Origin of the sequence: Streptosporangium roseum DSM 43021, from assembly GCF_000024865.1 — a bacterium.
Lineage (GTDB): Bacteria > Actinomycetota > Actinomycetes > Streptosporangiales > Streptosporangiaceae > Streptosporangium > Streptosporangium roseum.
Genome location: NC_013595.1, coordinates 3,370,743 through 3,392,983, shown reverse-complemented (window position 1 = coordinate 3,392,983; position 22,241 = coordinate 3,370,743). Strand labels below are relative to the sequence as shown.

At 69.4% G+C, this 22,241-nt stretch carries 22 protein-coding genes and 1 pseudogene; 11 read left to right on the top strand and 12 right to left on the bottom strand.

The window, feature by feature from the left end; genetic code table 11:
- Positions 1 to 31 precede the first annotated feature (31 nt).
- The 3 genes from SROS_RS15075 to SROS_RS15065 are packed head-to-tail and all read left to right on the top strand — an operon-like array spanning position 32 to position 1,573.
- Positions 32 to 670, top strand: coding sequence for a hypothetical protein (locus SROS_RS15075; protein WP_012889804.1), 639 nt, complete (start codon positions 32 to 34; stop codon positions 668 to 670).
- A 6-nt stretch (positions 671 to 676) separates the two neighbouring features.
- On the top strand, positions 677 to 1,375 hold the full coding sequence (locus SROS_RS45965; RefSeq protein WP_012889803.1) for a hypothetical protein: 699 nt from the start codon (positions 677 to 679) through the stop codon (positions 1,373 to 1,375).
- A gap of 3 nt (positions 1,376 to 1,378) precedes the next feature.
- Positions 1,379 to 1,573, top strand: a complete 195-nt coding sequence (locus tag SROS_RS15065) for a hypothetical protein (protein ID WP_012889802.1) — start codon at positions 1,379 to 1,381, stop codon at positions 1,571 to 1,573.
- A gap of 68 nt (positions 1,574 to 1,641) precedes the next feature.
- Here SROS_RS15065 and SROS_RS15060 read toward each other — a convergent pair whose 3' ends face one another.
- The 3 genes from SROS_RS15060 to SROS_RS15050 all read right to left on the bottom strand — a co-directional run bounded on the left by SROS_RS15060 (position 1,642) and on the right by SROS_RS15050 (position 4,384).
- On the bottom strand, positions 1,642 to 2,967 hold the full coding sequence (locus tag SROS_RS15060) for an NAD(P)/FAD-dependent oxidoreductase (protein ID WP_012889801.1): 1,326 nt from the start codon (positions 2,965 to 2,967) through the stop codon (positions 1,642 to 1,644).
- 65 nt (positions 2,968 to 3,032) lie between these two features.
- Positions 3,033 to 3,488 (bottom strand): ATP-binding protein, encoded by a 456-nt coding sequence (locus SROS_RS15055; RefSeq protein WP_012889800.1) that lies wholly within the window; start codon positions 3,486 to 3,488, stop codon positions 3,033 to 3,035.
- A gap of 119 nt (positions 3,489 to 3,607) precedes the next feature.
- A complete protein-coding gene (locus tag SROS_RS15050) occupies positions 3,608 to 4,384 on the bottom strand; it encodes a SigB/SigF/SigG family RNA polymerase sigma factor (protein ID WP_012889799.1) in 777 nt (258 codons plus the stop codon).
- Between the two features lie 193 nt (positions 4,385 to 4,577).
- Here SROS_RS15050 and SROS_RS15045 point away from each other — a divergent pair, with 193 nt between their 5' ends.
- Positions 4,578 to 4,949 carry an STAS domain-containing protein gene (locus SROS_RS15045; protein ID WP_012889798.1) on the top strand — a complete coding sequence of 124 codons (372 nt, stop codon included), beginning with the start codon at positions 4,578 to 4,580 and terminating at the stop codon, positions 4,947 to 4,949.
- Between the two features lie 77 nt (positions 4,950 to 5,026).
- Here SROS_RS15045 and SROS_RS15040 read toward each other — a convergent pair whose 3' ends face one another.
- Positions 5,027 to 5,737 carry an ANTAR domain-containing response regulator gene (locus tag SROS_RS15040; protein ID WP_043655674.1) on the bottom strand — a complete coding sequence of 237 codons (711 nt, stop codon included), beginning with the start codon at positions 5,735 to 5,737 and terminating at the stop codon, positions 5,027 to 5,029.
- 133 nt (positions 5,738 to 5,870) lie between these two features.
- Between SROS_RS15040 and SROS_RS15035 the strand changes: the two genes are divergently transcribed.
- The 4 genes from SROS_RS15035 (at position 5,871) to SROS_RS15020 (ending at position 10,842) form a co-directional block, all read left to right on the top strand.
- Positions 5,871 to 7,730, top strand: coding sequence for a SpoIIE family protein phosphatase (locus SROS_RS15035; protein ID WP_012889796.1), 1,860 nt, complete (start codon positions 5,871 to 5,873; stop codon positions 7,728 to 7,730).
- Between the two features lie 161 nt (positions 7,731 to 7,891).
- Entirely contained in the window at positions 7,892 to 8,845 is a 954-nt protein-coding gene (locus tag SROS_RS15030) for an MEDS domain-containing protein (protein ID WP_043652062.1), read from the top strand.
- A gap of 118 nt (positions 8,846 to 8,963) precedes the next feature.
- The gene (locus SROS_RS15025) at positions 8,964 to 10,115 is read left to right on the top strand and encodes a glycosyltransferase (protein WP_043652059.1); all 1,152 of its coding nucleotides are present in this window, start codon (positions 8,964 to 8,966) and stop codon (positions 10,113 to 10,115) included.
- Between the two features lie 109 nt (positions 10,116 to 10,224).
- Entirely contained in the window at positions 10,225 to 10,842 is a 618-nt protein-coding gene (locus tag SROS_RS15020) for an FMN-binding negative transcriptional regulator (RefSeq protein ID WP_012889793.1), read from the top strand.
- Between the two features lie 258 nt (positions 10,843 to 11,100).
- Here the strand turns inward: SROS_RS15020 and SROS_RS15015 are convergent, their stop codons facing one another.
- Both SROS_RS15015 and SROS_RS15010 read right to left on the bottom strand, forming a co-directional pair.
- Positions 11,101 to 12,057: a hypothetical protein gene (locus SROS_RS15015; RefSeq protein WP_012889792.1), complete on the bottom strand. Its 957-nt coding sequence runs from the start codon at positions 12,055 to 12,057 to the stop codon at positions 11,101 to 11,103.
- A 271-nt stretch (positions 12,058 to 12,328) separates the two neighbouring features.
- Complete coding sequence (locus SROS_RS15010) at positions 12,329 to 13,396, bottom strand: PucR family transcriptional regulator (RefSeq protein WP_245564645.1); 1,068 nt, start codon at positions 13,394 to 13,396, stop codon at positions 12,329 to 12,331.
- Between the two features lie 94 nt (positions 13,397 to 13,490).
- On the opposite strand from SROS_RS15010, the gene SROS_RS15005 reads away from it, so the two are divergent.
- Together SROS_RS15005 and pruA are read left to right on the top strand one after the other, a co-directional pair.
- Complete coding sequence (locus tag SROS_RS15005; RefSeq protein ID WP_012889790.1) at positions 13,491 to 14,417, top strand: proline dehydrogenase family protein; 927 nt, start codon at positions 13,491 to 13,493, stop codon at positions 14,415 to 14,417.
- Positions 14,417 to 16,042 (top strand): L-glutamate gamma-semialdehyde dehydrogenase, encoded by a 1,626-nt coding sequence (gene pruA, locus SROS_RS15000; RefSeq protein WP_012889789.1) that lies wholly within the window; start codon positions 14,417 to 14,419, stop codon positions 16,040 to 16,042. The genes SROS_RS15005 and pruA overlap by 1 nt, the downstream gene beginning before the upstream one ends.
- A gap of 281 nt (positions 16,043 to 16,323) precedes the next feature.
- On the opposite strand, the gene SROS_RS14995 is transcribed toward pruA, so the two are convergent.
- The 5 genes from SROS_RS14995 to SROS_RS49550 form a co-directional block, all read right to left on the bottom strand.
- Positions 16,324 to 17,349 (bottom strand): DUF6461 domain-containing protein, encoded by a 1,026-nt coding sequence (locus SROS_RS14995; RefSeq protein WP_012889788.1) that lies wholly within the window; start codon positions 17,347 to 17,349, stop codon positions 16,324 to 16,326.
- 117 nt (positions 17,350 to 17,466) lie between these two features.
- A complete protein-coding gene (locus tag SROS_RS14990; RefSeq protein ID WP_012889787.1) occupies positions 17,467 to 17,880 on the bottom strand; it encodes a type II toxin-antitoxin system VapC family toxin in 414 nt (137 codons plus the stop codon).
- A complete protein-coding gene (locus SROS_RS14985) occupies positions 17,877 to 18,101 on the bottom strand; it encodes a FitA-like ribbon-helix-helix domain-containing protein (protein WP_043652056.1) in 225 nt (74 codons plus the stop codon). The genes SROS_RS14990 and SROS_RS14985 overlap by 4 nt, the downstream gene beginning before the upstream one ends.
- Before the next feature lie 986 nt (positions 18,102 to 19,087).
- The gene (locus SROS_RS49555) at positions 19,088 to 19,846 is read right to left on the bottom strand and encodes a hypothetical protein (protein ID WP_148269091.1); all 759 of its coding nucleotides are present in this window, start codon (positions 19,844 to 19,846) and stop codon (positions 19,088 to 19,090) included.
- Positions 19,847 to 19,864: 18 nt separating this feature from the next.
- Positions 19,865 to 20,509 (bottom strand): hypothetical protein, encoded by a 645-nt coding sequence (locus SROS_RS49550; protein WP_012889784.1) that lies wholly within the window; start codon positions 20,507 to 20,509, stop codon positions 19,865 to 19,867.
- Between the two features lie 575 nt (positions 20,510 to 21,084).
- Between SROS_RS49550 and SROS_RS14975 the strand changes: the two genes are divergently transcribed.
- Positions 21,085 to 21,816 (top strand): class I SAM-dependent methyltransferase, encoded by a 732-nt coding sequence (locus SROS_RS14975; RefSeq protein WP_012889783.1) that lies wholly within the window; start codon positions 21,085 to 21,087, stop codon positions 21,814 to 21,816.
- 18 nt (positions 21,817 to 21,834) lie between these two features.
- On the opposite strand, the pseudogene SROS_RS49545 reads toward SROS_RS14975, so the two are convergent.
- Positions 21,835 to 22,038, bottom strand: a pseudogene (locus SROS_RS49545) (IS5/IS1182 family transposase); the annotation flags it as partial.
- Positions 22,039 to 22,241: the final 203 nt, after the last annotated feature.

Below are 22,241 nucleotides of genomic sequence, written 5' to 3'. Positions count from 1 at the left end.
GGAACAACCGCTTACACAACCGGAGGCAGACATGTCCACCGTGATCTGGGTGGCCGTCGTCGTGGCCGCGGTGGTGGCGATCATCGCAGTCGGCTACGTCGTACTGCAGCAGCAACGCCGGCACCGACTTCGCGACCGATTCGGCCCCGAGTACGAACGCACTCTGCAGGAGCGCGACACGCGGCAGGAGGCCGAGCAGGAGCTCATCGCCCGTGAGCAGCGTGTCAACTCCCTCGACATCCGCCCGCTCGACTCCGGGACTCGTGACACCTACGCCAAGAAGTGGATGGAGGTCCAGGAGCGGTTCGTGGACGCTCCGGGCTTCGCGGTGACCGAGGCCGACCACCTGGTGACCTCCGTGATGGCGGAACGGGGCTACCCGACCGAGGACTTCGAGCAGCGCCTCTCCGATCTGTCGGTCGTGCACGGCCGCACCCTCGACCACTATCGGCAGGCCCACGAGATCAGCAGCCGTGCCGCCCACAAGGAGGCCTCCACCGAGGAGCTCCGGCAGGCCATGGTGCACTACCGCGTCCTGTTCGAGGAGCTGCTCTCGGCTCCCGAGGGCGCGATCAACGGCGACCACTCTCCCCGGCGCACCGGTCCGCGCCTGGAGGAGACGGCCAGCGACGACGAGCGGACCGGCCGCCACGACCCCCGAGGACGGTGACCCGGCATGAACGACCGACACGAAGATCGTCTGGTCCACAAGAACGATGACGACGAGCTGAACGTCCCGCCCCAGCGCGCCGACGAGGTGACCCCCGCATTCCAGGAGCCCCGTCACACCGGAGCGCTCCCGGGATCGCACGACGGCCCGGGCGGCGACCCGGGAAACGATCTCGACGGCGACCGGCTCCGCGAGCCGGGTGACGGGCGACACGACGACTGGCGCGACGACCGGTCCGGTGCGCTCGGCCAGGACGTCCCCGCGGACGTCACCGGCCGGCACAACGTGCCCGGCACCGTTCACGACAGCGCCCACGACGACGACCTGCTGGACGACGGTGCGCCGACGGTGATCGCGGACAGGCCCGGCGACGTGCTGGACCTTGACCGGGCGGGGACCCGCTCCGACCGGCCCGACCCCGCGCACAGCCCCCTGTTCGACCAGGACGCCGAGCAGGTACGGCGGCGCTGGCAGGAGGTCCAGGCCAGTTTCGTGGACGACCCGCGCGACTCGGTGGAGCGCGCCGACTCCCTCGTCGGGGAGATCACGACCTCCCTGCGGACCGCGCTGGAGACCCGGACCGCCGACCTCCAGGGCCGCTGGAAGAACGGCGACCAGAACGACACCGAACAACTCCGGACGGCCCTGCGCGACTACCGGGCGATGATGGAGCAGCTTCTGGACCTGGCCGACGGGACGAGGTGACCCATGCTTGCAATCGCTGCCGCAGTCGTTTTCGGCCTCGGCCTCCTGCTTGACCTGATCAACACCAGGATCGGCGGCATCACCGGCACGACCTTCCTGCTCCTCGGGCTGCTCCTCCTGGCGCTGCACCAGGCCGGAGTCGGTACGGCGGGCGTGCGGAGCGGGGGCGGCGGGGGGAACTGGCGCCGCAGGCGCTGAGAGCTCTCGACGGGTCGAACGCGCGGAAGGGGGCGCCGTCCATGAGGACGGCGCCCCCTTCCGGCCGCTCAGCGGGAGGACGGGACACGGGCTTCGGTCCGGATGGCGAGCTCGAACTCCTGACGGGGATCGCTTATCGCGCCGAGCGAGACGGTCTCCCTCTTGAAGAACAGCCCGAGGGTCCAGTCGGTCAGCACCCGCACCTTCTTGTTCACCGTCGGTATCCGCGACAGGTGGTAGGTCCGGTGCATGAACCAGGCCGGCAGGCCGCGGAGCTTGCGGCCGTAGATCTGCGCGACCCCCTTGTGCAGCCCCAGGGTGGCCACCGAGCCGGCGTAGGCGTGCCGGTAGGGTCTGCGCGCCCTGCCGCGGAGCGTGGCCACCACGTTGTCGGCCAGCGTGCGGGCCTGCCGTACGGCGTTCTGGGCGTTGGGCGCGCACATCTCCCCCGGCTTGGTGAGGTCGGGTACGGCGGCGCAGTCGCCTGCCGTGAAGACGTGGGGAAAGCCCTCGACGATCAGGTCGGCGCTCGCCTTCACCCGGCTCTTGTCGTCCAGCGGGAGGCCGCTGGTGTGCACGAGCGGGTTCGGCTTGACCCCTGCGGTCCACACCAGGGTGTCCGCGTCGAACTCGGTGCCGTCGTCGAGCACGATGTGGCCGTCCACGGCGGAGTTCAGCCGGGTCCCGAGCCGCACGTCGATTCCCCGTCCGCGGAGCTGTTCCAGCGTCCACCGGCCCATTTCTGGCCCCACCTCGGGAAGGATGCGGTCGGTGGCCTCCACCAGGAGCCAGCGCATGTCACCGGGGTCGACCGTCGGGTAGTAGCGGCAGACGTCGCGGGCCATGTCCTCCAGTTCGGCCAGCGCCTCGACGCCCGCGTAGCCGGCGCCGACGAACACGAAACTCAGCGCCTTGGCCCGGACGGACCTGTCGGTGGTGGACTCGGCCAGGTCGAGCTGGGCGAGCACGTGGTCGCGGAGGTGAATGGCCTCCTCGACGCTCTTGAAGCCGATGCCGCTCTCGGCCAGGCCCGGGATGGGCAGGGTCCGGGAGATGGAGCCGGGCGCGAAGACCAGGATGTCGTACTCCAGGGTGCGGCCGGGGCCCTGGTGCAGGCAGAGATCGGCGGTGCGGGCGACGGGATCGACGCCGACCACCCAGCCGTTGAGGATCTCGCACTTGTTCAGGACGCGGCGCAGGGACACGACGACGTGCCTGGCCTCGACGTTGCCTGCCGCCGCCTCGGGGAGGAACGGCTGGTAGGTCATGTACGAGTCGATGTTCACGACGGTGATGCGGGCCTCGCCGCGCCGGAGTTTGCGCTGGAGCCGCAGGGCGACATACATGCCGACATAGCCGCCACCGACGATCAATATGCGGACAGGTGCAGTCATAAACCGGCTTGTACCCGAAAAAGCCGATTCGGACCTTTAGGGGCCTTATGTCGGAAAAAGCTGGTTCAGACTTTGAAGGACATCGTGATGAAGGTCCCCGCGGCCCCGGTCTCGAACTTGATGTCGGAGCTGATCATCCGGGCCACCCACAGCCCCATGCCGCTGGTGGCGTAGGGCGCGGGCGGCGTCTCGCCGGGACTCGCCCCGGGGGTCCAGCGCCCCTCGTCGTGGATCTCCACGACGAGGGTGCGGCCGACGGTCCACATCCGCAGCACGGCCTTGGCGGTGGCGTGGCCGTGCGTGACGGCGTTGGTGGCGACCTCGTTCACCGCCACCAGGAAGTCGGCCAGGCCTTCCTGCGACATCCCGCTCCGCACGGCTTGGACGGTGGCGAAGTCGCGCACGTCAGGCAGGTCGGGAAGGCAGAAGGCGAGCTCCGCCACGGCGGCTCCGGCAGGGACGGGCCGGGAACGGTCGCCGCTCGCCAGGAAGCGAGCAGGACGAGCACCGTTCTCGTTCACGCGAGATCCGCCTCCCCTGTCCCATCGCGCCATCGTCCTCGACGCCTGGGGATCATTCAAACGCACCTTATGCCACTCCTGCCGTCGCCGACTGGGGTGCCCGGTGAGGGGCGGTGTATTCAGCATTCGGCGACGAGTTCCTCGCGGAGCTGGTCCAGCACCTTCCGCAGGATACGGGAGACGTGCATCTGGGAGATCCCGAACTCGGCGGCGATCTCGGCCTGGGTCATGTTGCCGAAGAAGCGCAGCAGCAAGATGTTCTTCTCACGCGTCGGCAGCTTGTCGATCAGCGGCTTGACCGCCTCGCGGTCCACGAGCACGCCCAGCGCGTCGTCCTCGTCGGGGATGATGTCGCCCAGCGCAGCCGCGTCGTCGTCGGCGCCGAGCGGCGCGTCGAGCGAGAGCGCGCTGTAGGCGGCCGAGGCGTCGAGGGTGAGCAGGACGTCCTCTTCGGAGATCCTCATCTTCACGGCGAGCTCGGCGACCGTCGGCGCGCGGCCGAGATCCTGGCTGAGGTCGGCGACCAGCCGGTTCAGCTCGGCCCTGCGCTCCTGGTAGACGCGGGGTACGCGGATGGCCCAGGTGCGGTCGCGGAAGTGTCGCTTGACCTCGCCGGTCATGGTGACCACGGCGTAGCCGCGGAAGGCGTGACCGAGAGTGGGGTCGAAGCCGTTGATGGCCTTCATCAGCCCGACGTAGGCGGCCTGGAGGAGGTCCTCCAGCGGCTCGCCCCGGTAGCGGTAGCGGCGGGCGATCTCCATCGCGAGCGGCCGGTGCATCTCGACGATCCGCTCGCGCAGGCGCTCGGCGCGGTATTCGGAGATCTCGGGCAGAACCATCTCGGCGAGGAGTTCCTCGGCGGTCATGTCGGTGAGTTCGAGGGCCTGAACAGACATTGCTGCTCCCTGATATTACTGTCGGACGGTGCCGGCAGCACGGAACAGCATCCGGGCAGACGGCATCGCCTCGACCACTTTTCGAGGCGAGGCCCTCTGCTGGACCTCGGTTCTAGTATTACCCCGATTCCGGGAGTATTGCTCCCCTCCAGGTAACAGTAAGGTTGCTAATCAAATGTCGAGGAGGACCTGAGTGACGGTGTCGGAGAACGGCGAGAGAGCGGCGGCCCTGACTCTGACGTCGGCGCTGGTCGGTGGGATCACTGTGATCCGGGTGACGGGTTTGCTGGACGCGACGACCAGGGACCAGTTCGCCGACTACCTGGCGGCCGAGGTGGAGGAGCACGGCCCCGACATGGCGCTGGACCTGGGCGGGGTGACGTTCATGGACTCCCGCGCGCTCGGGCTGATCGTCCACCACTGGCAGCTCAGCACCAACGCCGGCGGGAAATTCGCCCTCATCGGCGTGGAGTACGCCAAGACCAAGGTGATGTGGATCACCGGCCTGGCCCAGCGTCTGCCGCTCTACGACACGATCGAGGAGGCGCTCGCCGCCTTCGGCTAGCGGGCTCCCCCGCGACGGATCCGGCACCGGGACGGGCAGGCACCACGGACCGGGCGCCGCGGCGCGACGGCGGCCTCTCAGCCGGCTTTCCCGTCCCGGTTGCGCTGGTGCTCGTCGACCAGCAGGCGGGCGAGGTCGGCGACCTTCACCTGGTGATGCTGGGAGACCCTGCGCAGCTCGTCGAACGCGGCCTCGGCCGAGCAGCCGCTGGACTTCATGATGATGCCCTTGGCCTGGTCGATGATCGCCCGGCCGGCCAGCGCCTCCTGCATCTGGGCGGCATCGGTCCTGACCTCGTCGTAGTCCCACATGTTGGCCAGCGCCACGGTCACCTGCTCGGCCAGCATGTCGGCCAGCGGGGGGACGCTGCGGGCCGCGAAGACACCGGGGCGCACGCCGTACAGGCCGAGGACCAGGACGGCGCGCTCGACGGTGATCGGCATGGCCAGGACCGAGCGGACCCCGCAGCGGACCGCCATACCGATGTAATCCGGCCAGCGGGATTCGCGCAGCACGTCCTGGACGATCACGTGGCGGCCGGTGGCGCGGGCCTCCGAGGAAGGCCCCTCCCCCAGGTCGCCCTCGCTGTCGACGAGCACGATGAGCTCGCTGTGCGAGGCGGAGACGACCATCCGCTCCTCGCGCCACAGCTCGGCCGAACCGCCCGCGCAGCCGGGCACGTCGCCCGCGAGCGTGGCGGTGAGCCCGCGCAGCACGCTCTCGCTCGAGGTCTCCTCGCTCACCCTGCCGAGAGCCGCGAGATCCCGGGCGAGAACAGGAGTGACCATCTCCATGTCACGAAACCCCTTCCTGACTTCGCTAACTTAATCACTATCTGACCGCGCATCGATCCGATCCACCGGGGGGCGTACCGTCTACGACGGGGCCAGCCCCCATCCCGGCCGCCGACGAGGACGAACATTGACCGACGCCATTGGCCTTCAGGCCCTGGAACAGGCGCTCAACGCGCTCACCACCAGGGTCTCCTCCCTGCGCGAGGCCAGGTCCGCCTACCCCGCCGACCCCCGGTCCACACTTGACGCCGCGCTCGCGGAGCTCGACACCGCCCGCGAGCTGCTGGAGGCGTCCCTGCGCGAACTGCGCAAGGCGCCCAAGCGGTCCGGCGAGCGGGAGAGCGGGTCGCAGCGGGAGCTCAAACTGCTACGGCAGGTGTTCCGCACCTTCCCCGTCCCCGTGGTGGTGCTGGACGCCTCGGGGGTGGTCCGGCGCATCAGCGCGGAGACCTCCCAGATGCTGGGCAGCCCGGCCGGGTATCTGATCGGGCGCTCGTTCCCGCTGCTCGTCGACGTCTCCCGGCGGGCGGCGTTCCGCTCGCATCTGACGGCGGTGCAGCAGGGCGGCCAGACCGCGACGTTCCAGACGCGGCTGGCCCACCAGGGCCGCGCGCACACGGTGCAGCTCGCCGTCACCCGGCTGACGATGCCGGGCGAGCCGCAGGAGATGACCGCCATCGTGATCCTCCCGCTGGAGGCTCAGGTGGCCGGGGCGCCCCCGGGGCCGGTCGACCGGTCGGACGCCACCCTGATCATGGCCGCCGCGCGCCGCCAGGAGCTGCTGTCCACGATGACCCGCCTGCTGCTCGACGAGGAGAGCCTGCGCCAGCCGGTGACCGTCACCCGTGCCGCGCGGCTGCTGGCGGCCGAGAGCTCCGACTGGGTGATCGCCGACGTGGTCCGCGACGGCGTGCCCCGGCGGGCCTGCGTGCTGGGCCCGAGCGACAAGCCGGTGACCGAGCTGGTCCGCCTGATCGAGGGGATGACCCCGCTGGCCGCGCCGGCCGTCGCCCACGTGCTGACCGGCGGCTCGGGCGTGGTCCACGAGATGCTGGAGGAGGAGACGCTGCTCGGCGAGGTCCCCGGCGGGCCTCCGCTGCTGCGGGTCATGGGCGCCGCCTCGCTGCTGATCGTGCCGATTCAGGGCGAGGACGGCGCGCTGGGCGCCCTCACCCTCGTACGGCTGCGCGACCGTGAGCCGTTCTCCCTGGCCGACCTGGGGCTGATGGAGGAGATCGGCGTCCATCTCGGGCTCGCCCTGCGCGCCCGGCGCAGCTTCCAGACGCGCTCCCAGGCCGCCGACGCGCTGCGTACCAGCGTGGTGCCCCGGAGCCTGCCGGACATCCCCGGGTTCGAGGCGGCGGCGATCTACCACGCGGGCTCCAGCCCGGTCGGGGCCGAGTTCTACGATGTCTTCCCCGTGCGGGACGGGTGGGGGTTCGCCCTCGGCGGCGCGGCGGGCAAGGGCGAGGAGGCCGCGTCGGTCAGCGCGATGGTCCGCAACGGGCTGCGCGTGCTCAGCGTCTGGGAGTCCGATCCGGGTGAGGCGCTGCGCAAGCTGAATCACGCGCTGACCGCGCAGAACAGCGGCCTGTTCGTGATGGCGGTGGCGGGGTTCGTCCGGGCGCGCAAGATCAGTCTGGCCAGCGCGGGCCACCACCCCGCCGCGCTCCTGCAGCCCGACGGCGGGGTGCGGTTCACCGCCGGCGGCGGCGTGCCGCTGGGCATCGCCTCCGAGGCCGAGATGTTCAGCGAGGAGCTCACGCTGACCTCGGGTCAGACACTGGTCTTCTACTCCGACGGGCTGGTCGCCTCGCAGAACGAGCAGGGCGAGCAGTACGGCGAGAACCGCCTGGCCGACGTGCTGGCGCGCTGCGTGGCGCAGTCTCCCGCCACGGTGGTCAAGGCCGTGGAGGAGGACCGGCACGCGTTCTCCGGCGGACGAGTATGGGACGAGATCGTGATACTCGCCCTGCGCGTCGTATAGCTTGGCCGTCTCGCCATGTGAACGGTCCGGCGGTCCATCACCCGGGGCGTGCCCGTGTCCGGCGGAGGCCTGTGCTCGTGTCCAGCGAAGTGGGGATGGGGAATGGCACCAGCCCTGAATCGGCGTTCCCGCGGCATGTGCCGGGACGGGGGCGGTCTCCGGTGACCCCCGTCCACCAGGCCGCGGTCTACGACTCCGATCAGTGCTTCCTGGCGATGGCGCTGCCGTTCGTCCGGGACGGGCTGGCCAAGGGCGATCCCGTGATGGCCGTGACGACCCCGGCCAACCTGGAGCTGCTCGGGGACGCCCTGGGCCAGGACGGTCTCCTGGTCGACTACGCGGAGAGCGGCTTTCTGGGCCGCCGGACGGTGGAGCGCGTCACGGCCTTCCACCGCTACTGGCGGCGGCGCGGCGCCGAGGCCCGGGGCGACGGGCACGTCCGGGTCATCGCCGAGCCGCTGTGGACCGGCCGGGCGGCTCGCGAGGTCCGGGCCTGGCAGCGCATGGAGTCGGCTCTCAACCTGCTGCTGAGCGGCACCAACGTGTGGATGATCTGCCCCTACGACGCGCGTGTCCTGGACCCGGAGGTGGTGGCGGCCGCCCGGCGCACCCATCCGACGACGTCGGCGGACGGCCGCACACCGCTGGCCTGCTCGGAGTACACCGATCCGGTGGACTTCATCCGCGAGTGCGACTCCGCCCCGGTCCTGGAGCCTCCGCGGGACGCGGCCTCCGTCACCGCGGCGACGTTCCCCGCGCTGCGCGAGTTCGTCACCGGCCAGGCGTCCCTGCTGGGACTGAGCCCGGACCGGGCGAGCCTGCTCGCCGTCGCGGCGGGCAAGGTCGCCGACCAGCTGGAGCTGCCCGTCACCGTCCGGCTGTGGGAGCGGTTCGGCGCGATCACCTGTCACCTCCACCGGCCGGGCGGCCGCATCGCCAATCCGGTCGCCGGGTTCCTCCCGCCGGGGCCCACGGACCGGCCGGGTGACGGGCTGTGGGTCGCCCGGCAGCTGTGCGACCGGTTGGACATCCACGATGACCTGGGCGGATGTACGGTCCAGCTCCACGTTCCCAGCGCACGCGCCGAGGAGTTGCGGCAGAGCCGTAAATACTGAGGTTTGCCTCCGGCATGAATCCGGGTATGGTCTCTCTCATACAGACGTGTGCCTAAGACGCAGGCACCCCTGAAGGAATTACAGGCTTTCCATGCCTATCTCCTCCCAGAGGTGTGCCGTGAACATTGCATTCGTCTCCTCCGACGCTCTCTCCGCCTCCCAGAGCCAGTCCGACCTCGCCGCGCAGCGCGCCCACCTTCTGGCCATCGCCCGCGAGCTGGGCCGGGAGCACAAGGTCACGATCTACACCCGCAGGCACTCCGACGCCGACAAGCCCCGGGTCCGCATGTTCCAGGGGGTCACGCTGGAGAACCTGGCCGCCGGGCCCGCGGAGGACCTTCCCGAGGACAGCGTCCTCCCCTACCTGCCCGACCTCGGCGACCAGCTCATGCGCCGCTGGGGGCAGGACCGCCCGGACGTCATCCACGCGCACTCCTGGACCGGTGGCCTGGCCGCCATCGCGGGGGCCGACGGCCTGGGCGTGCCGTTCACCCAGAGCTTCAGCAGCGAGCACAGCCGCGACGCCAAGAAGGTCCGGGTGCAGCGCGCGATCGGCCGCCGTGCCAGCGCGGTGATCGCCGGATGCGGGGACGAGGAGTCCACGCTGATCCGGCTGGGCGTGCCGCGCCGCAACATCTCCGTGATCCCCTGCGGCGTCGACGTCGAGCGCTTCCGGCGTCAGGGCCCGGCCGCGGCCCGGGGCACCCGCCCCCGCCTGCTCCACGTCGGGCCGCTGACCCAGGACAAGGGCGTCTCCACCGCCATCCGCGCCCTGGAGGGCATCCCCGACGCCGAGCTGCTCATCGCCGGCGGCCCGGACGTGGCGGGGCTGGCGCACGACGCCGACGCGCACCGCGTCATGCTGCTGGCCAAGGAGGTCGGCGTGGAGGACCGGGTCACCCTGCTCGGCCAGGTCCCGCACACCTCGGTGCCCAAGCTGATGCGCAGCGCCGACCTGGTCATCTCGCTGCCGCACGAGACCGCCACCGGTATCGTCGCGCTGGAGGCCATGGCGTGCGGCGTGCCCGTCATCGCCTCGGCGGTGGGCGCCCACCTCGACTCCGTCGTGGACGGGGTGACCGGCCTGCTGGTGCCGGCGGACCGTCCCGCGCAGACCTCCCGCCTCATCCGGGAGCTGCTCGCCGACCCGACCCGGCGTACGGCGCTCGGTTTCGCCGGCGCCGACCGCGCCCGCTCCCGCTACTCCTGGGAGCGGATCAGCCAGGAGCTCGTCCAGGTCTACGAGAACGCCCTCGCGACGCAGCACTGACCGAGCCGTGTTCTGGGGTCCCCGTGCCGGGGGCCCCAGTTTTTTTGTCCGCTTTCGAGTGATAAATCTGATTTGATGACAGAGGCCGAATAGAAATACATTTCACTGCATGCTAATTCACCCCTGGGATTCCGCGACCGAGGACGAGGCGCTGGACTTCGTCCGGGCGAACGAGTTCGGTCACCTGATCGCCGCCGGCCGGGGCCGCGAGGTCCCCGTCGTGGTGCCGACCCAGTTCCTGCTCACCGGCGACCGCACGATCCTGCTCCACCTGGCCAGGCCCAACCCGATCTGGGCCGCGATCGAGGAGAACCCGGCCGTGGTGGTCTCCCTCGCCGGGGACTGGTCCTACGTCCCCGGAGCGTGGAAGACCCTGCCCGGCCTGGAGGATCCCCGCACGGGCGTCCCGACCACCTACTACGCCGCGGTCCAGCTCGTCTGCCGCGCCGAGGTCGTCGGCGACGCCGAGGGCAAGACGGAGATCCTCCGCGCCCAGCTCGCCCGGCTGGAGCCCGACGGCGAGCTGGTGGACCCCGCCGAGCACGGGCGGCGCCTGCCCGGGATCCGGGGCCTGCGGCTGACGATCCAGGAGGTCAACGGCAAGTTCAAGTACGGCGGCAACGCCGACGAACGGCACCGCAGGCACATCGCCGACCGGCTCGCCGAGCGCGACGGCCCCGGCGACGCCGCCGCCCGCCGACACCTCCTGCGCAGGCTCGACGGGTGACCCGCCCGGGTGATCGGCTCGGCTGACCCGTCCGGCCATCCGACTTCGATGATCCGCTCGGTCGCCCCGTCCGGGTGATCGGCTCGGGTGACCCGCCCGGGTGAGCCGCTCGGCTGACCCGTCCGGCCATCCGACTTCGATGATCCGCTCGGTCGCCCCGTCCGGGTGATCGGCTCGGGTGACCCGCCCGGGTGAGCCGCTCGGTCGCCCCGTCCGGGTGGATCGCCCGGTCATTCCCTCCCGGCCGGCCCCGCTCCCCTACCGCCCCCGCGCCGTACGGCGGTGCAGCAGGACGCCGAGGCCGGCGGCGGCCAGCAGGACGGCCCCGGCCAGGACCAGGATCACGGCGCCGCCGACGGCCCCGCCGGTCCAGTGCCAGACGGCCTCGGGGACCGCCAGCGTCAGCCCGGCCACGCCCGCGACGATCAGCACCCAGGTGCGTTCCCTGCCGTACAGCGCCAGGCAGGCCAGCGCGATCACCGCGGTCGCCGAATAGCCCCAGACCTCCTCCTCCCAGAGCAGCGGCCACTGCCCGCCGAACAGGGCGACGGCCGCGCCGACGCCCAGGGCGAGCGGGCGTGGGACCAGCCGCCCGGCGAGCGCGAGCCCCAGGATGAGCACGCCCAGCGCGACGTAGCCGGCCCCCCAGGCGGCGCTCCCCGGCCAGGCGAACGCCTCCAGCAGGCCGGTGACGGCGACCATGCCCAGCGCGCCGCAGGCCAGCAGGCCGACCGCGGTGGGCAGTGCCACGTAGGCGGCGGCCGCGACGACCAGCCCCGCCGCGCCCGCGGCGAGCGTCTCGTCGCTCTCCGCCAGGACCCCCGCGCAGAGGGCGGCCGAGCCCGAGCCCAGCGCGGCGAGCGTCGCGGCGACCCTGCGCTGCACGGCGGCCGTCCTGCCGGTCGCCACCCATGCCAGCCGGCCCAGCCAGGCGGCGGTCACCAGCAGCAGAACGGTGATGACCGCGAGCACCGTCACCCTCGCGGGCTGGGTCATCCTGTCCCAGCCCAGGCCGACGAAGGCAGCGGCCCCGGCGAGGACGAGCCCGCCGCCGACGTAGGAGACGATCTCGCTCCACCGCACCCGGTCGTCGGCCACCCGGACGCGCAGGGCCTCGTGCACGGCCAGGGCGACCGGCTCCACCTGCTCCGCACGGAGCTGGCCGGAGTCGACCAATCTGGACAATGCCTGCCGTACCGGATCAGCATCGCTCATGGCGGCATGCTCGCACAGGCGGGGGCCGGGCGGAACGCCGGCCGGACGAGATCCCCCGCCCGGCGGCCTCCGGCCGGGGCCGTGAGCGCCCCTCAAGCCGCGAGCATCCCTGAGACGTGGACATCATCCCCTGAGGCCGCGAGCACCATGAGCCATGAGCACTCTTGAGGCTGTGAGCACCCCTGAGATCGTGAGCACCCTGAGACCGTGAGCACCCCTGAGATCGTGAGCACCCCTGAGATCGTGAGCACCCTGAGACCGTGAGCACTTCCTAGAGCAGGCGGGCCGCCTTGAGGCTGAGGTGGACCAGCAGCCGGTCCTCGCCGTCGGCCAGGTCGCGGCCGGTGAGCCGCTCGGCCTTGCCCAGCCGGTAGTAGAGCGTCTGGCGGTGCACGCCGAGCGCCGCGGCGGCCGCCTGGACGTGACCGGCGCGGTCGAGGTAGCCCTCCACGGTCCTCGCCAGCTCGGGGTCGTCGGCCAGCCCGGCGGTCTCCTCCGCCAGCTCGCGCAGATCGGCCGGTGACAGGTGGGCGAGCGTCCGGTAGACGCCGAGGTCGGACCAGGCCGCGACCGGGGCGAGCGCGGGCACCTTGCCGGCCACGTTGAGCGCCTGTACGGCCTCCCGCCAGCTCCGCCAGGCCTGCGCGGGATCGGCGCGGGCGTCGCCGACCCCGGCGGCCGTGCCGTACATGCCCTGGACCCGGCCGGCCAGCTCCCAGGCCTGGCCCGCCGGGGCGAGCAGGGCCACCAGCGACTCCCCCTGCACGAGGAGCCCGGGGTCGGCGAGCACGCCGCGCGGCAGCGTCCAGAGCGCGGCCACCCGATCCAGCGAGCTGCGGACGGCGATCGCCGTCACCGGGCCGGGCACGTTCAGCCGGGCCAGCGCCCAGGAGCGCTCGTCGGCGTCGGGGGAGAACAGCTCCCGCAGGTTCCTGCCCAGGTCCTGGCGGCGGCGGGTCTCCTGGGCGAGCACGGCGGCGACCCGGGCGACCAGGTCCGACACCGAGGCGAGGGCGTCACCGCCGAGCGTGCCGTCGTCCAGCAGCCACAGGTAGCCGTAGGTCACCCCGTGGTGCCGCAGCGGAACGCACACCCGGGCCAGCACGCCCAGCTCGGCGTCCTCGGGGATGCGGACGGGGCCGGGCGCGGTCGCGATGCCGTACCCCTCGAAGTAGGCCCGCACCTCCTCCGTCGCGCGGCGGCGCAGGATCGACTCCTGCCGCACCTCGTCGATGTCGCCGCTCTGCGCGGCATAGGCCAGGAGCTGGAACGAGCGGTCCTCCAGGGTCGCGGAAGCACCCAGCCTGGCGGCGATCTCGTCGACTGTCTCCTGAAGCACCCCCCCATTGTTGTGCATCTGTATGAACGGAGGTTCCAACGGTCGTGGCAGATGCACATGAGGCATATCTGAGCTGGGGTTTTAGTCTGAATACATGCTCGGTTCCCTTCTTCTCGCCGGATCGCGGGTGCCGCTCGTCCGACGCGCGGTGTCCGGCGTCCCGCTGACACGCAAGGTCGTCGACCGCTTCGTCGCGGGCGAGACCACCCAGGACGCGGTCGAGTCCGTCCATCGGCTGACCGACGCCGGTCTCGCCGTCACCATCGACCATCTGGGCGAGGAGACCCGGGACGCCGAGGCCGCCGCCCAGACGGCCGACGCCTACATCGTGCTGCTCGGCGCGCTGCGCGAGCTGGAGCTCGGCGACCGCGCCGAGGTGTCGGTGAAGCTCTCCGCGGTCGGGCAGGCGCTCGGCGCCGACGGGGACAAGATCGCGCTGGAGAACGCCCAGCACATCGCCGAGGCCGCCCGGGGCGCCGGGGCGAACGTGACCTTCGACATGGAGGACCACACCACGGTCGACTCCACCCTGGGCATCCTGCGGGCGGTGCGCGAGGACTTCCCCTCCGCCGGCGTCGCCCTCCAGGCCTACCTGTTCCGCACCGAGGACGACTGCCGCGACCTGTCACACGAGGGTTCGCGGGTCCGGCTGGTCAAAGGCGCCTACGCCGAACCCGCCTCGGTGGCCCACCAGAACAAGAACGAGGTCGACAAGGCCTACGTCCGTTGCCTGCGGATCCTCATGGCGGGGAAGGGCTACCCCATGGTGGGGACGCACGACGACCGGCTGATCTCGATCACCGAGACGCTCGCCGACCGCTTCGGCCGTTCCCTGGGCGAGTACGAGTACCAGATGCTCTACGGGATCCGCACCGACAAGCAGCAGGCCCTGGTCGGCGCCGGTCACACCATGCGCGTCTACATCCCTTACGGCGACGACTGGTACGGCTACTTCATGCGCCGCCTCGCCGAGCGTCCGGCGAACATCGCCTTCTTTCTTCGTGCCCTTGGAGGCAAGTGATGGATGCCATCTTCAACGTCCCGGTTCCGGCCAACGAGCCGACCCTCGGCTACGCCCCGGGCAGCGCCGAGCGCGCCACGCTCGAGAACCGCGTCAAGGAACTGGCCGGAGCCCAGCTCGACCTCACCATGACGATCGGCGGCGAGCAGCGGATGGGCGGCGGCGCCCCCATCGACGTGGTCCAGCCGCACAACCACGCCTCCGTGCTCGGCCGTACGGCTGACGCCACCGCCGACGACGTGCGGGCCGCGATCGACTCCGCGCTGAAGGCCGCTCCGGCGTGGCGTGCGCTGTCCTTCGAGGAGCGGGCCGCGATCTTCCTCAAGGCCGCCGACCTGCTCGCCGGGCCGTACCGGCAGACGCTGAACGGCGCCACGATCCTGGGCCAGTCGAAGTCCGCGCAGCAGGCGGAGATCGACTCGGCCTGCGAGCTGATCGACTTCCTGCGCTTCAACGTGGCCTACGCGCGCCAGCTCTACAGCGACCAGCCGGTGTCGTCGCCGGGTGTGTGGAACCGGATGGAGTACCGCCCGCTGGAGGGCTTCGTCCTGGCGATCACGCCGTTCAACTTCACCGCCATCGCCGGCAACCTGCCCTCGTCGGCGGCCCTGATGGGCAACGTCGTCGTCTGGAAGCCCTCCCCCACCCAGCAGTTCGCCGCGCACTTCACCATGCGCCTGCTGGAGGAGGCCGGGCTCCCGCCGGGCGTCATCAACATGGTGACCGGCAACGGCACCGCCGTCTCCGAGGTCGCGACGACCCATCCGGAGCTGGCCGGAATCCACTTCACCGGCTCCACCCCGACCTTCCAGCACCTGTGGTCCACGGTGGGCGCGAACATCGGCTCCTACCGGGGCTACCCGCGCCTGGTCGGCGAGACCGGCGGCAAGGACTTCGTGCTGGCCCACCCCTCGGCCGACCCGGCGGCGCTGACCACCGCGCTGGTCCGCGGCGCGTTCGAGTACCAGGGGCAGAAGTGCTCGGCGGCGTCCCGCGCCTACGTGCCGCGCTCGGTCTGGTCGCTCATCCGTGACGACCTCGTCGGCACCGCCGAGTCGCTGACCATCGGCGACGTGGCCGCCGACCTGTCGACCTTCATGGGCGCGGTCATCGACGAGCGGGCGTTCGCCAAGCACAAGGCCGCGATCGACCGGGCCCGCGGGCTCGACTCGATCAACGTGCTGACCGGCTCCTACGACGACTCCACCGGTTACTTCGTCAAGCCGACCATCCTGGAGTCGGCCGACCCGACCGACGAGATCTTCACCAAGGAGTACTTCGGGCCGATCCTCGGCGTGCACGTCTACGACGACGCGGACTTCGACTCGGTGCTCGACCAGATGGAGAGCGTCTCGCCGTACGCGCTGACCGGCTCGATCATCGCCCAGGACCGCTACGCGATCGCCTCGGCCTCGGAGCGGCTGCGCTTCGCGGCGGGCAACTTCTACATCAACGACAAGCCCACCGGGGCCGTCGTCGGCCAGCAGCCCTTCGGCGGCGCCCGCGCCTCGGGCACCAACGACAAGGCCGGTTCGATCTTCAACCTGATCCGCTGGGTGAACGCCCGCACGATCAAGGAGACGTTCGTCCCGCCGACCGACCACCGCTACCCGCACATGGGCTGACATTCCGCGGACCGGCCGGCAGCGGCCCGATCTCGGGAAACTCGGCTGTTCGAACGGCACCTCCGAATAGCTGGCAGTAAACGACGACGCCCGGGTCTCGAATTCGAGACCCGGGCGTCCTCCATTTCCGTCGCCGATCACAGCCACGGCATCGACCCGACCCGGACGGCGCCGCCGGCGACGTCGGGCCGGTACCAGCCCGGCCCGTACGCCGCCCGCAGCGGCACCGCATCCGAGCATCGTCCTCCCCCGGGGCCGGCGGCATCCCGGCTTCCGGGCGATCAGCCGCCCGCCTCCGCGATCATGGCCTTCAGCCGGCTGCGCAGCGGCGGCCAGGTCTCCCCGAGGATCGTCGGCGCGTTGACGAGCGCGTCCAGACGATCAGACCAGCGGTGGCCCCGCAGGGCGGTCTCCAGTGCCCGGGCCGCCCAGTGCCGGCACGAAACGGGGTGGTCGTTCGGAAGAACCTCTCCTTCGGCATCGCGCCGATCGTCCATGAGCCGGGCCAGAAGCGGCCTCAGGTCGGCCGCGGCCTGCTCGGCGGAGTGCCCGGTCACAAGGCGGTCGAGCGCGTCCCGGACCAGGGATTCGTCGGCCAGGCCGGTCGCCTCGACGCATACGGCGACCACATGACGCACCACCTTGGCCTGTACCGGCTCGGGGGCCAGCCGTAGCCGTACGTCCAGGTCGGGATCCACCTGGCCCAGCGTGCTCGGCGGGTGCGGATCCTCCGGGAGGGTCTCCTCCAGCAGCAGCCGCGGCGCGCCCGCATCGGGCAGGTCGAGCCGCACTCCGGTGACGGCCTCGACGACCGCCATCGCGCCCGCCCGCCAACCGCCAGGCCCGTGATCCTCGTCCAGAACCGCCAGCTCGGCATCGAGCGCGTGCGGGTCCTTACCCCAGCGCCTGCCGGGGAACATCGGATCCAGTGCGGTGACGACGGTGCCGTAGACGGCGTAATGCAGCATGGTGTTGGCGTTGACGTTCCAGAACAGGCTCACCACACGGGCGCTGTCACTCAGCTGCCGCAACACCTCCGGACGCGTGCCCTGGTAGCCGTTGTCTTCGAAGACGACGAAGGACGCGCCATCCTGGCTGATGTAGAACGCCCCTTCGTAGTCGGCTTCATCGACGTCGTCGTCCGGCTCGTACTCCAGGTCCTCGGCCCGTCCGCCGAGCCGTTCGGCGATGGTCTCGACAGACAAGGGGGCGGTGACCGGCTGCACGACGATCCAGCAGGTGGCCTGTGCCACATAGGGGTTGCGCTGCAAGAAATCGGCGTAGCGGTGCCGCGTCTCGTCGATCATGCAGCCAGTATGTTCGTCTTCACCGACAGTCCGTCGATCTTCCGGCTTGGTCTCGCCTGCGCGCTGTCAGGCGACCAGGACGCGAACACCGCTGCCCACAACGTATTGCGGGACGGTCTACACCAGCGGCGGAGGGTAGCGGTGGATCTCCGTCCGGTGCCCGGTCGAACCGGCGAACTTGGCATCGTCGGTGAGCATCGGCACCCCCAGCAGTTCGGCAAGGGCCACATACATGCCGTCATAGGCGGTGAGATTGTTCCGCAACTCCAGCACCCGCGGCTGCAGAGGCAGCATCGGATGCCGGACGATCTTGAGCTGGGCATAGCGCTCCAGCATGATCTGAGCCCGCGCCTCGGAGATGCGCACCTCCGGCTTACCGGTGACCACGTGCCCGCGCACCACCGAAGCGATCTCCACATCGATCAACGCCGGGGCGTGGACCTTGCGGGCCAACCGTTGACGGAGAAGATCATCGCCTTTCACGTTGGCCAGCAGGCGAAAGACGATCGAGGCGTCCACGACCAGGCTCACCGGTGACCCTCACGCATCATCTCGCGGACGAAGTCAGGGTCGTACGGCACCGGCTCATCGGCGGCGATCTTGGCCATCACCTCGTCCAAGGTCGGGGTGGCCGCCTCCTCGTTCAGGAGATCACGTACGTAGGCGGTCAGCGATTTACCGTCACGCTCGGCCCGCGCCTTCAGCGTCCGCTCGGTCGCGTCGGGGACATCGCGGATCTGCATGGTTCCCATGCCACCATTTTAGCATGCATTCTGCATGCAGTCGTGAATGGTGGAGCCCGAGCGCCGTCACCGCCCAAGACCGGCGGCCGGTCGGGAGTCTCGGCCATCCGTGTTCCCCTGACGGTCGATCCGGCCGGACCGGCGCACACGCCCGTTCGGAACGAGCCCCGAAGACACTCATGCGCTCTTCGCCCCCCTGGATCGCATGGCGTCTCCCGGCCGCAGCCGGGAGACGCCTATCCGAACACCTGTATGGCTCCGCGATAATCGCGGACTCGATTGGAAGCCGAACCATACAGGGGAGACATTTCCCTCCGACGGCGTCGAGAGTACGACGCCGGACGGTCGAAAACTGTCCCGCTACAACTGAGCAGCCGCAGGCTCAATGGCGTCGGCCGTGTTCCCGCAGCTCATACCTATATGGCCGAGTGATAATCGGGCCGCCGACCGACCACCGCTACCCGCACATGGGCTGACATTCCGCGGACGGGCCGGCAGAAGCCTGATCTCAAGAAGCTCGGCCATTCCGAACAGGCCGTGAAAAGCGGTGACGACTGGGTTTCGTATGCGAAACCCAGTCGTCACTCGTTTCCGTTGTCTCCGGCTCCAGCCAGGGCATTGACCCCACCCACGATGTGCCGCCGCTCGCGGCCGGCCGGTACCGGCCCGGCCCGTACGCCGCCCGCAGCGACACTGGCTCCGCGCACGGGTCTTCCCCGTCCAACTCTCCTCAGGAGGCGGCCGGCGTCGCATATAGCCGCTGGGCGTCCCACCATTTGCAGGCAGGTCGCCTGCTGCACCAGCCGCTCGGCGTCCGGCGGGTGCAGCAGCCCGTACAGTCCGCATTGCGGAGGATAAGCTCCTGGTGTTGCGTCGACTCGAACACGTCCGCATGCACCAGAGGCTCCACCACTCGATGAGTGGGTTAAGCGGTGGCCAGGATCCACGGGGACGCTGCTAGTTTTTCAGGGGTTTCAAAGTGAGCGTAGCGAGGGTTACTCGCTGAACCCTCGTTGTTTCAGGTGTGTGACGAGCTCGCCCATGTTCTTGGGCTTGAACCAGGCTTCACCGCCCACACTTAAGCGCTCTTGACCGCCTACCAGAGCGGTGGCGTCACCGGATTGCCTCTGCAGGAGTTGCGGGTCTTCAAGCACGAGTCCTTGCGGGGGCACAACCATGAGTTTCGCCTCCGGAGGGAGGGGCGCACCAGGACTGCGAACCGGCATCTCGTGGCGAGGACGCTCTCGCGGGAACACGAGAATTTTGGTGCCGGCGGGCAGAGCCTTATCGAAATCCTCGATGGACTTACGTGGCTTCCACTGGCCGGCTGGAACCGACGGGTCACTGACAACCCCGCCCTGGTCGAGTTCGATGTAGATGAGCCCGTCGGATATTGATTCTCGCCCCTTAACGCCCTTGAGAGGTTCCGTGACGCGTACCCTCAGTACGGCACGGTAGTCCAGTGGACCGTTCGGGTAGCTTTCCAGGATAGGGCCCTGCTGCCAGCCGTCGATGACTCCAGCGGCCACGATGGGCCGATCTGCAGCGAGCGCTTCCGGCGATTCGTAAGCAGAAAAATCGGAATGCACGACGCGGAGTACGGAAACATCCAGTTTTCCGATTTGTTCTACATCATGAGCCTGGCCTTGCTTTTGGCCGGTGTTTTCGGCAGCGATGCCACCGGTTCCACCACACGCGGACAAGGCCGTGGCCGCAGCGAGGGTAAGCGCGAGAATCGCATATCTTCTCACCATTGTCCTCTTTTCATACGATCAGGCCCAGTGAGGGTTCGCGTCGCCGATGTGATGGGGATTATAGGTGTGGATCCACGATCCGCCTGGGTTGCCGATGGCGGTGACGTCTCCGCTGGCCATGCAGTCCTGCGGCTGACCGAACGCGCCCGGCGGTTCGGGAGGGGCTGCGAGGGGGGAATAGTGGTCGATGCCCGCCGTGTGGCCCAGCTCATGGCAAACGGTCTTGATGAACTGGTGATGGGGGTCACCACTTGCTCGTATGACGTTGCCGTTGATCCTGGCGTGGCGCTGGTCGCAGACATCAGGGTCTGATGCTGTCCAGACCTTGCACACAGCTTGACCGAAGGAACCTTCGACCCAGACATCGAACCATGCGACGTCGGTTGCGGGGGTTCCGTCGCTGCTTGAGTTCGTAGTCTCGCAGGGCGAGTGGAAGGGAACTCCAGGGATGGTCGTCGCGTTTGCGAGGTAGTTCATGGCGCCCGGGATGTATGACTTGAGATCCGCCTGAACCGATGTGGTGTAGCAGTAACTGTGAGTGCTCTTGTCTGGTGGGATTCCATCGAATGGCCAGAGGTCTGCGGCTGCGGGTGTAATCGTCGTGACAGTGGTGGTGACAATGGCGATGATTGCAGCCAAGACGACTCTGATCCCTATACGCATTCATCACTCCTTTCGGGATACTGGTTACAATCAGTGATTCTTGTGTTCCCAAAATGGATCATGTCAATTATCCCCCCTGACAGCAAGGCTTGACTTGACTGAGTAATTTCAGGTATCCAGAGGCGCTCCTCGAAATTTTCCATCCTGACTACTCGGTCACAACAACCTCACCATCTTGGTAATGTTTGGTCCGTAATATCACCCATTGCGATTGGGGTCTACACCCATAGTGAGACTTTTTAATCCCGAGTAGCGATCCTCTGCAACCAGCCGTGGTACGAGGATGGCCTGTACCAGCAGCACAGTGAGGTGATCTCGTGCGCCCAGCAGAACTGGAGGTGAAGCCGTGACATAGCGGCTGATCTGTATGTTCGCAAGCTCGTCGGCGTTTGCCGGTGGAAGTCCGGTCCGGGTAGCTGCCAGGAGGCCCGATAGCAGGCCGGCGGCTTCGTCTGGAAACGGGCGGGGTCGAAGCCCGGCGTCGAAAGCCCTTAGGGTCGCTTCACTTGGTGAGCGGGTGGCGAGGCGCCGAAAATGATGTCGCCGAGCATTCGACTGAAGCGTAGGGTTCGGGCGTGAATCCCGCTGATTTCTACACAGGCATCGTCGCCGAGTTATATGGACCACTGAAATCCGTCGCTCAAGATCCAGAGCCCTACGCGGCCTTTGTACAAGAGGCCGGTTCCCCGGCTCTGGAGCTGGGGTGCGGGGACGGCGATCCGTTGCTCGACCTGCGTCGGCGCGGCCTGGACGTCGAGGGCGTTGACGCCTCGGCGGACATGCTGGACCGGTGCCGTCGCCGGGCATGGAAGCAAGGCGTCGATGTCGACGTCTACCACCAGCGCATGGAGGCGCTCGATCTGCCACGCCGCTACCGTGCGATCTTCCTCGCCGGACCGACTTTCAACCTACTTCCCGACGACTCCACCGCTCTGGCTGCCCTCCATGGCATCCGCAACCACCTCGCCGTGGGCGGCACCGCCCTGGTGCCCCTGTTTGTCCCATCGCCCACACCTGCCGAACAGATCGGCCGAGCGCGCACCGCTACGGCGGACGACGGTGCTGAGTTGCGTGTCTCGGTGCTGTCCGAGGAGCGTAGCGATTCCGCGCGGACACAGACGACGGTGTTGCGCTACGAGCGATACCGCGACGGCGAGAGCACCATCGTGGACCGCCCCTGGGTACTGCACTGGTACACCCGCTCAGGATTCGAGGGCCTTGCCGCAGCCGCCGGCCTGATCGCGGTGTCGGTCCTGGAGACGCCAGGCGCCTCCGACCTGCAATTCCAGCTGCAAGCCGCCGATTGATACGCATCTGGTGCCATGTCATGCGGCGAGCCGCCGATAGTTGATGAGGCTGGTGGCGATGGCCGTAAAGGCGAGGAAGTGTTCGGGTTTGCGTTCGTAGCGTCGATGGGGACGGCGACATCCGGAGAGCCAGGACGGGGTGCGGTCGATGACCCATCGGTGGCGGCCCAGTCGCTGCGAGGACTCTGTGCCCCGGCGGGCGATACGCGGCGTGATGCCGCGTTGCCGTTGTAGCCTTCCTGTCGCGGCAGCGGTCCGGCATCGGCCCGCGCAATCCGGCGTGGGCCATCACCGAACGCAGCACGCCCAGCAGGGCCCCTGCCCAAGATGCATGACCCAGTTCACCGACTCGGGCTGACGTCCGGGCCGCTCGGCCATCCCGGTCAGCCGTTCAAGGACCCGCGCCGGAACATGGGAGTCCGGTC

Bases quoted from the DNA above. Each gene is read 5' to 3' on its own strand.
- SROS_RS15075 (WP_012889804.1), top strand. From the start codon at position 32: ATGTCCACCGTGATCTGGGTGGCCGTCGTCGTGGCCGCGGTGGTGGCG.
- SROS_RS45965 (WP_012889803.1), top strand. From the start codon at position 677: ATGAACGACCGACACGAAGATCGTCTGGTCCACAAGAACGATGACGAC.
- SROS_RS15065 (WP_012889802.1), top strand. From the start codon at position 1,379: ATGCTTGCAATCGCTGCCGCAGTCGTTTTCGGCCTCGGCCTCCTGCTT.
- SROS_RS15060 (WP_012889801.1), bottom strand. From the start codon at position 2,967: ATGACTGCACCTGTCCGCATATTGATCGTCGGTGGCGGCTATGTCGGC.
- SROS_RS15050 (WP_012889799.1), bottom strand. From the start codon at position 4,384: ATGTCTGTTCAGGCCCTCGAACTCACCGACATGACCGCCGAGGAACTC.
- SROS_RS15040 (WP_043655674.1), bottom strand. From the start codon at position 5,737: ATGGTCACTCCTGTTCTCGCCCGGGATCTCGCGGCTCTCGGCAGGGTG.
- SROS_RS15020 (WP_012889793.1), top strand. From the start codon at position 10,225: ATGCTAATTCACCCCTGGGATTCCGCGACCGAGGACGAGGCGCTGGAC.
- SROS_RS15015 (WP_012889792.1), bottom strand. From the start codon at position 12,057: ATGAGCGATGCTGATCCGGTACGGCAGGCATTGTCCAGATTGGTCGAC.
- SROS_RS15005 (WP_012889790.1), top strand. From the start codon at position 13,491: ATGCTCGGTTCCCTTCTTCTCGCCGGATCGCGGGTGCCGCTCGTCCGA.
- pruA (WP_012889789.1), top strand. From the start codon at position 14,417: ATGGATGCCATCTTCAACGTCCCGGTTCCGGCCAACGAGCCGACCCTC.
- SROS_RS14995 (WP_012889788.1), bottom strand. From the start codon at position 17,349: ATGATCGACGAGACGCGGCACCGCTACGCCGATTTCTTGCAGCGCAAC.
- SROS_RS14985 (WP_043652056.1), bottom strand. From the start codon at position 18,101: ATGGGAACCATGCAGATCCGCGATGTCCCCGACGCGACCGAGCGGACG.
- SROS_RS49555 (WP_148269091.1), bottom strand. From the start codon at position 19,846: ATGGTGAGAAGATATGCGATTCTCGCGCTTACCCTCGCTGCGGCCACG.
- SROS_RS49550 (WP_012889784.1), bottom strand. From the start codon at position 20,509: ATGCGTATAGGGATCAGAGTCGTCTTGGCTGCAATCATCGCCATTGTC.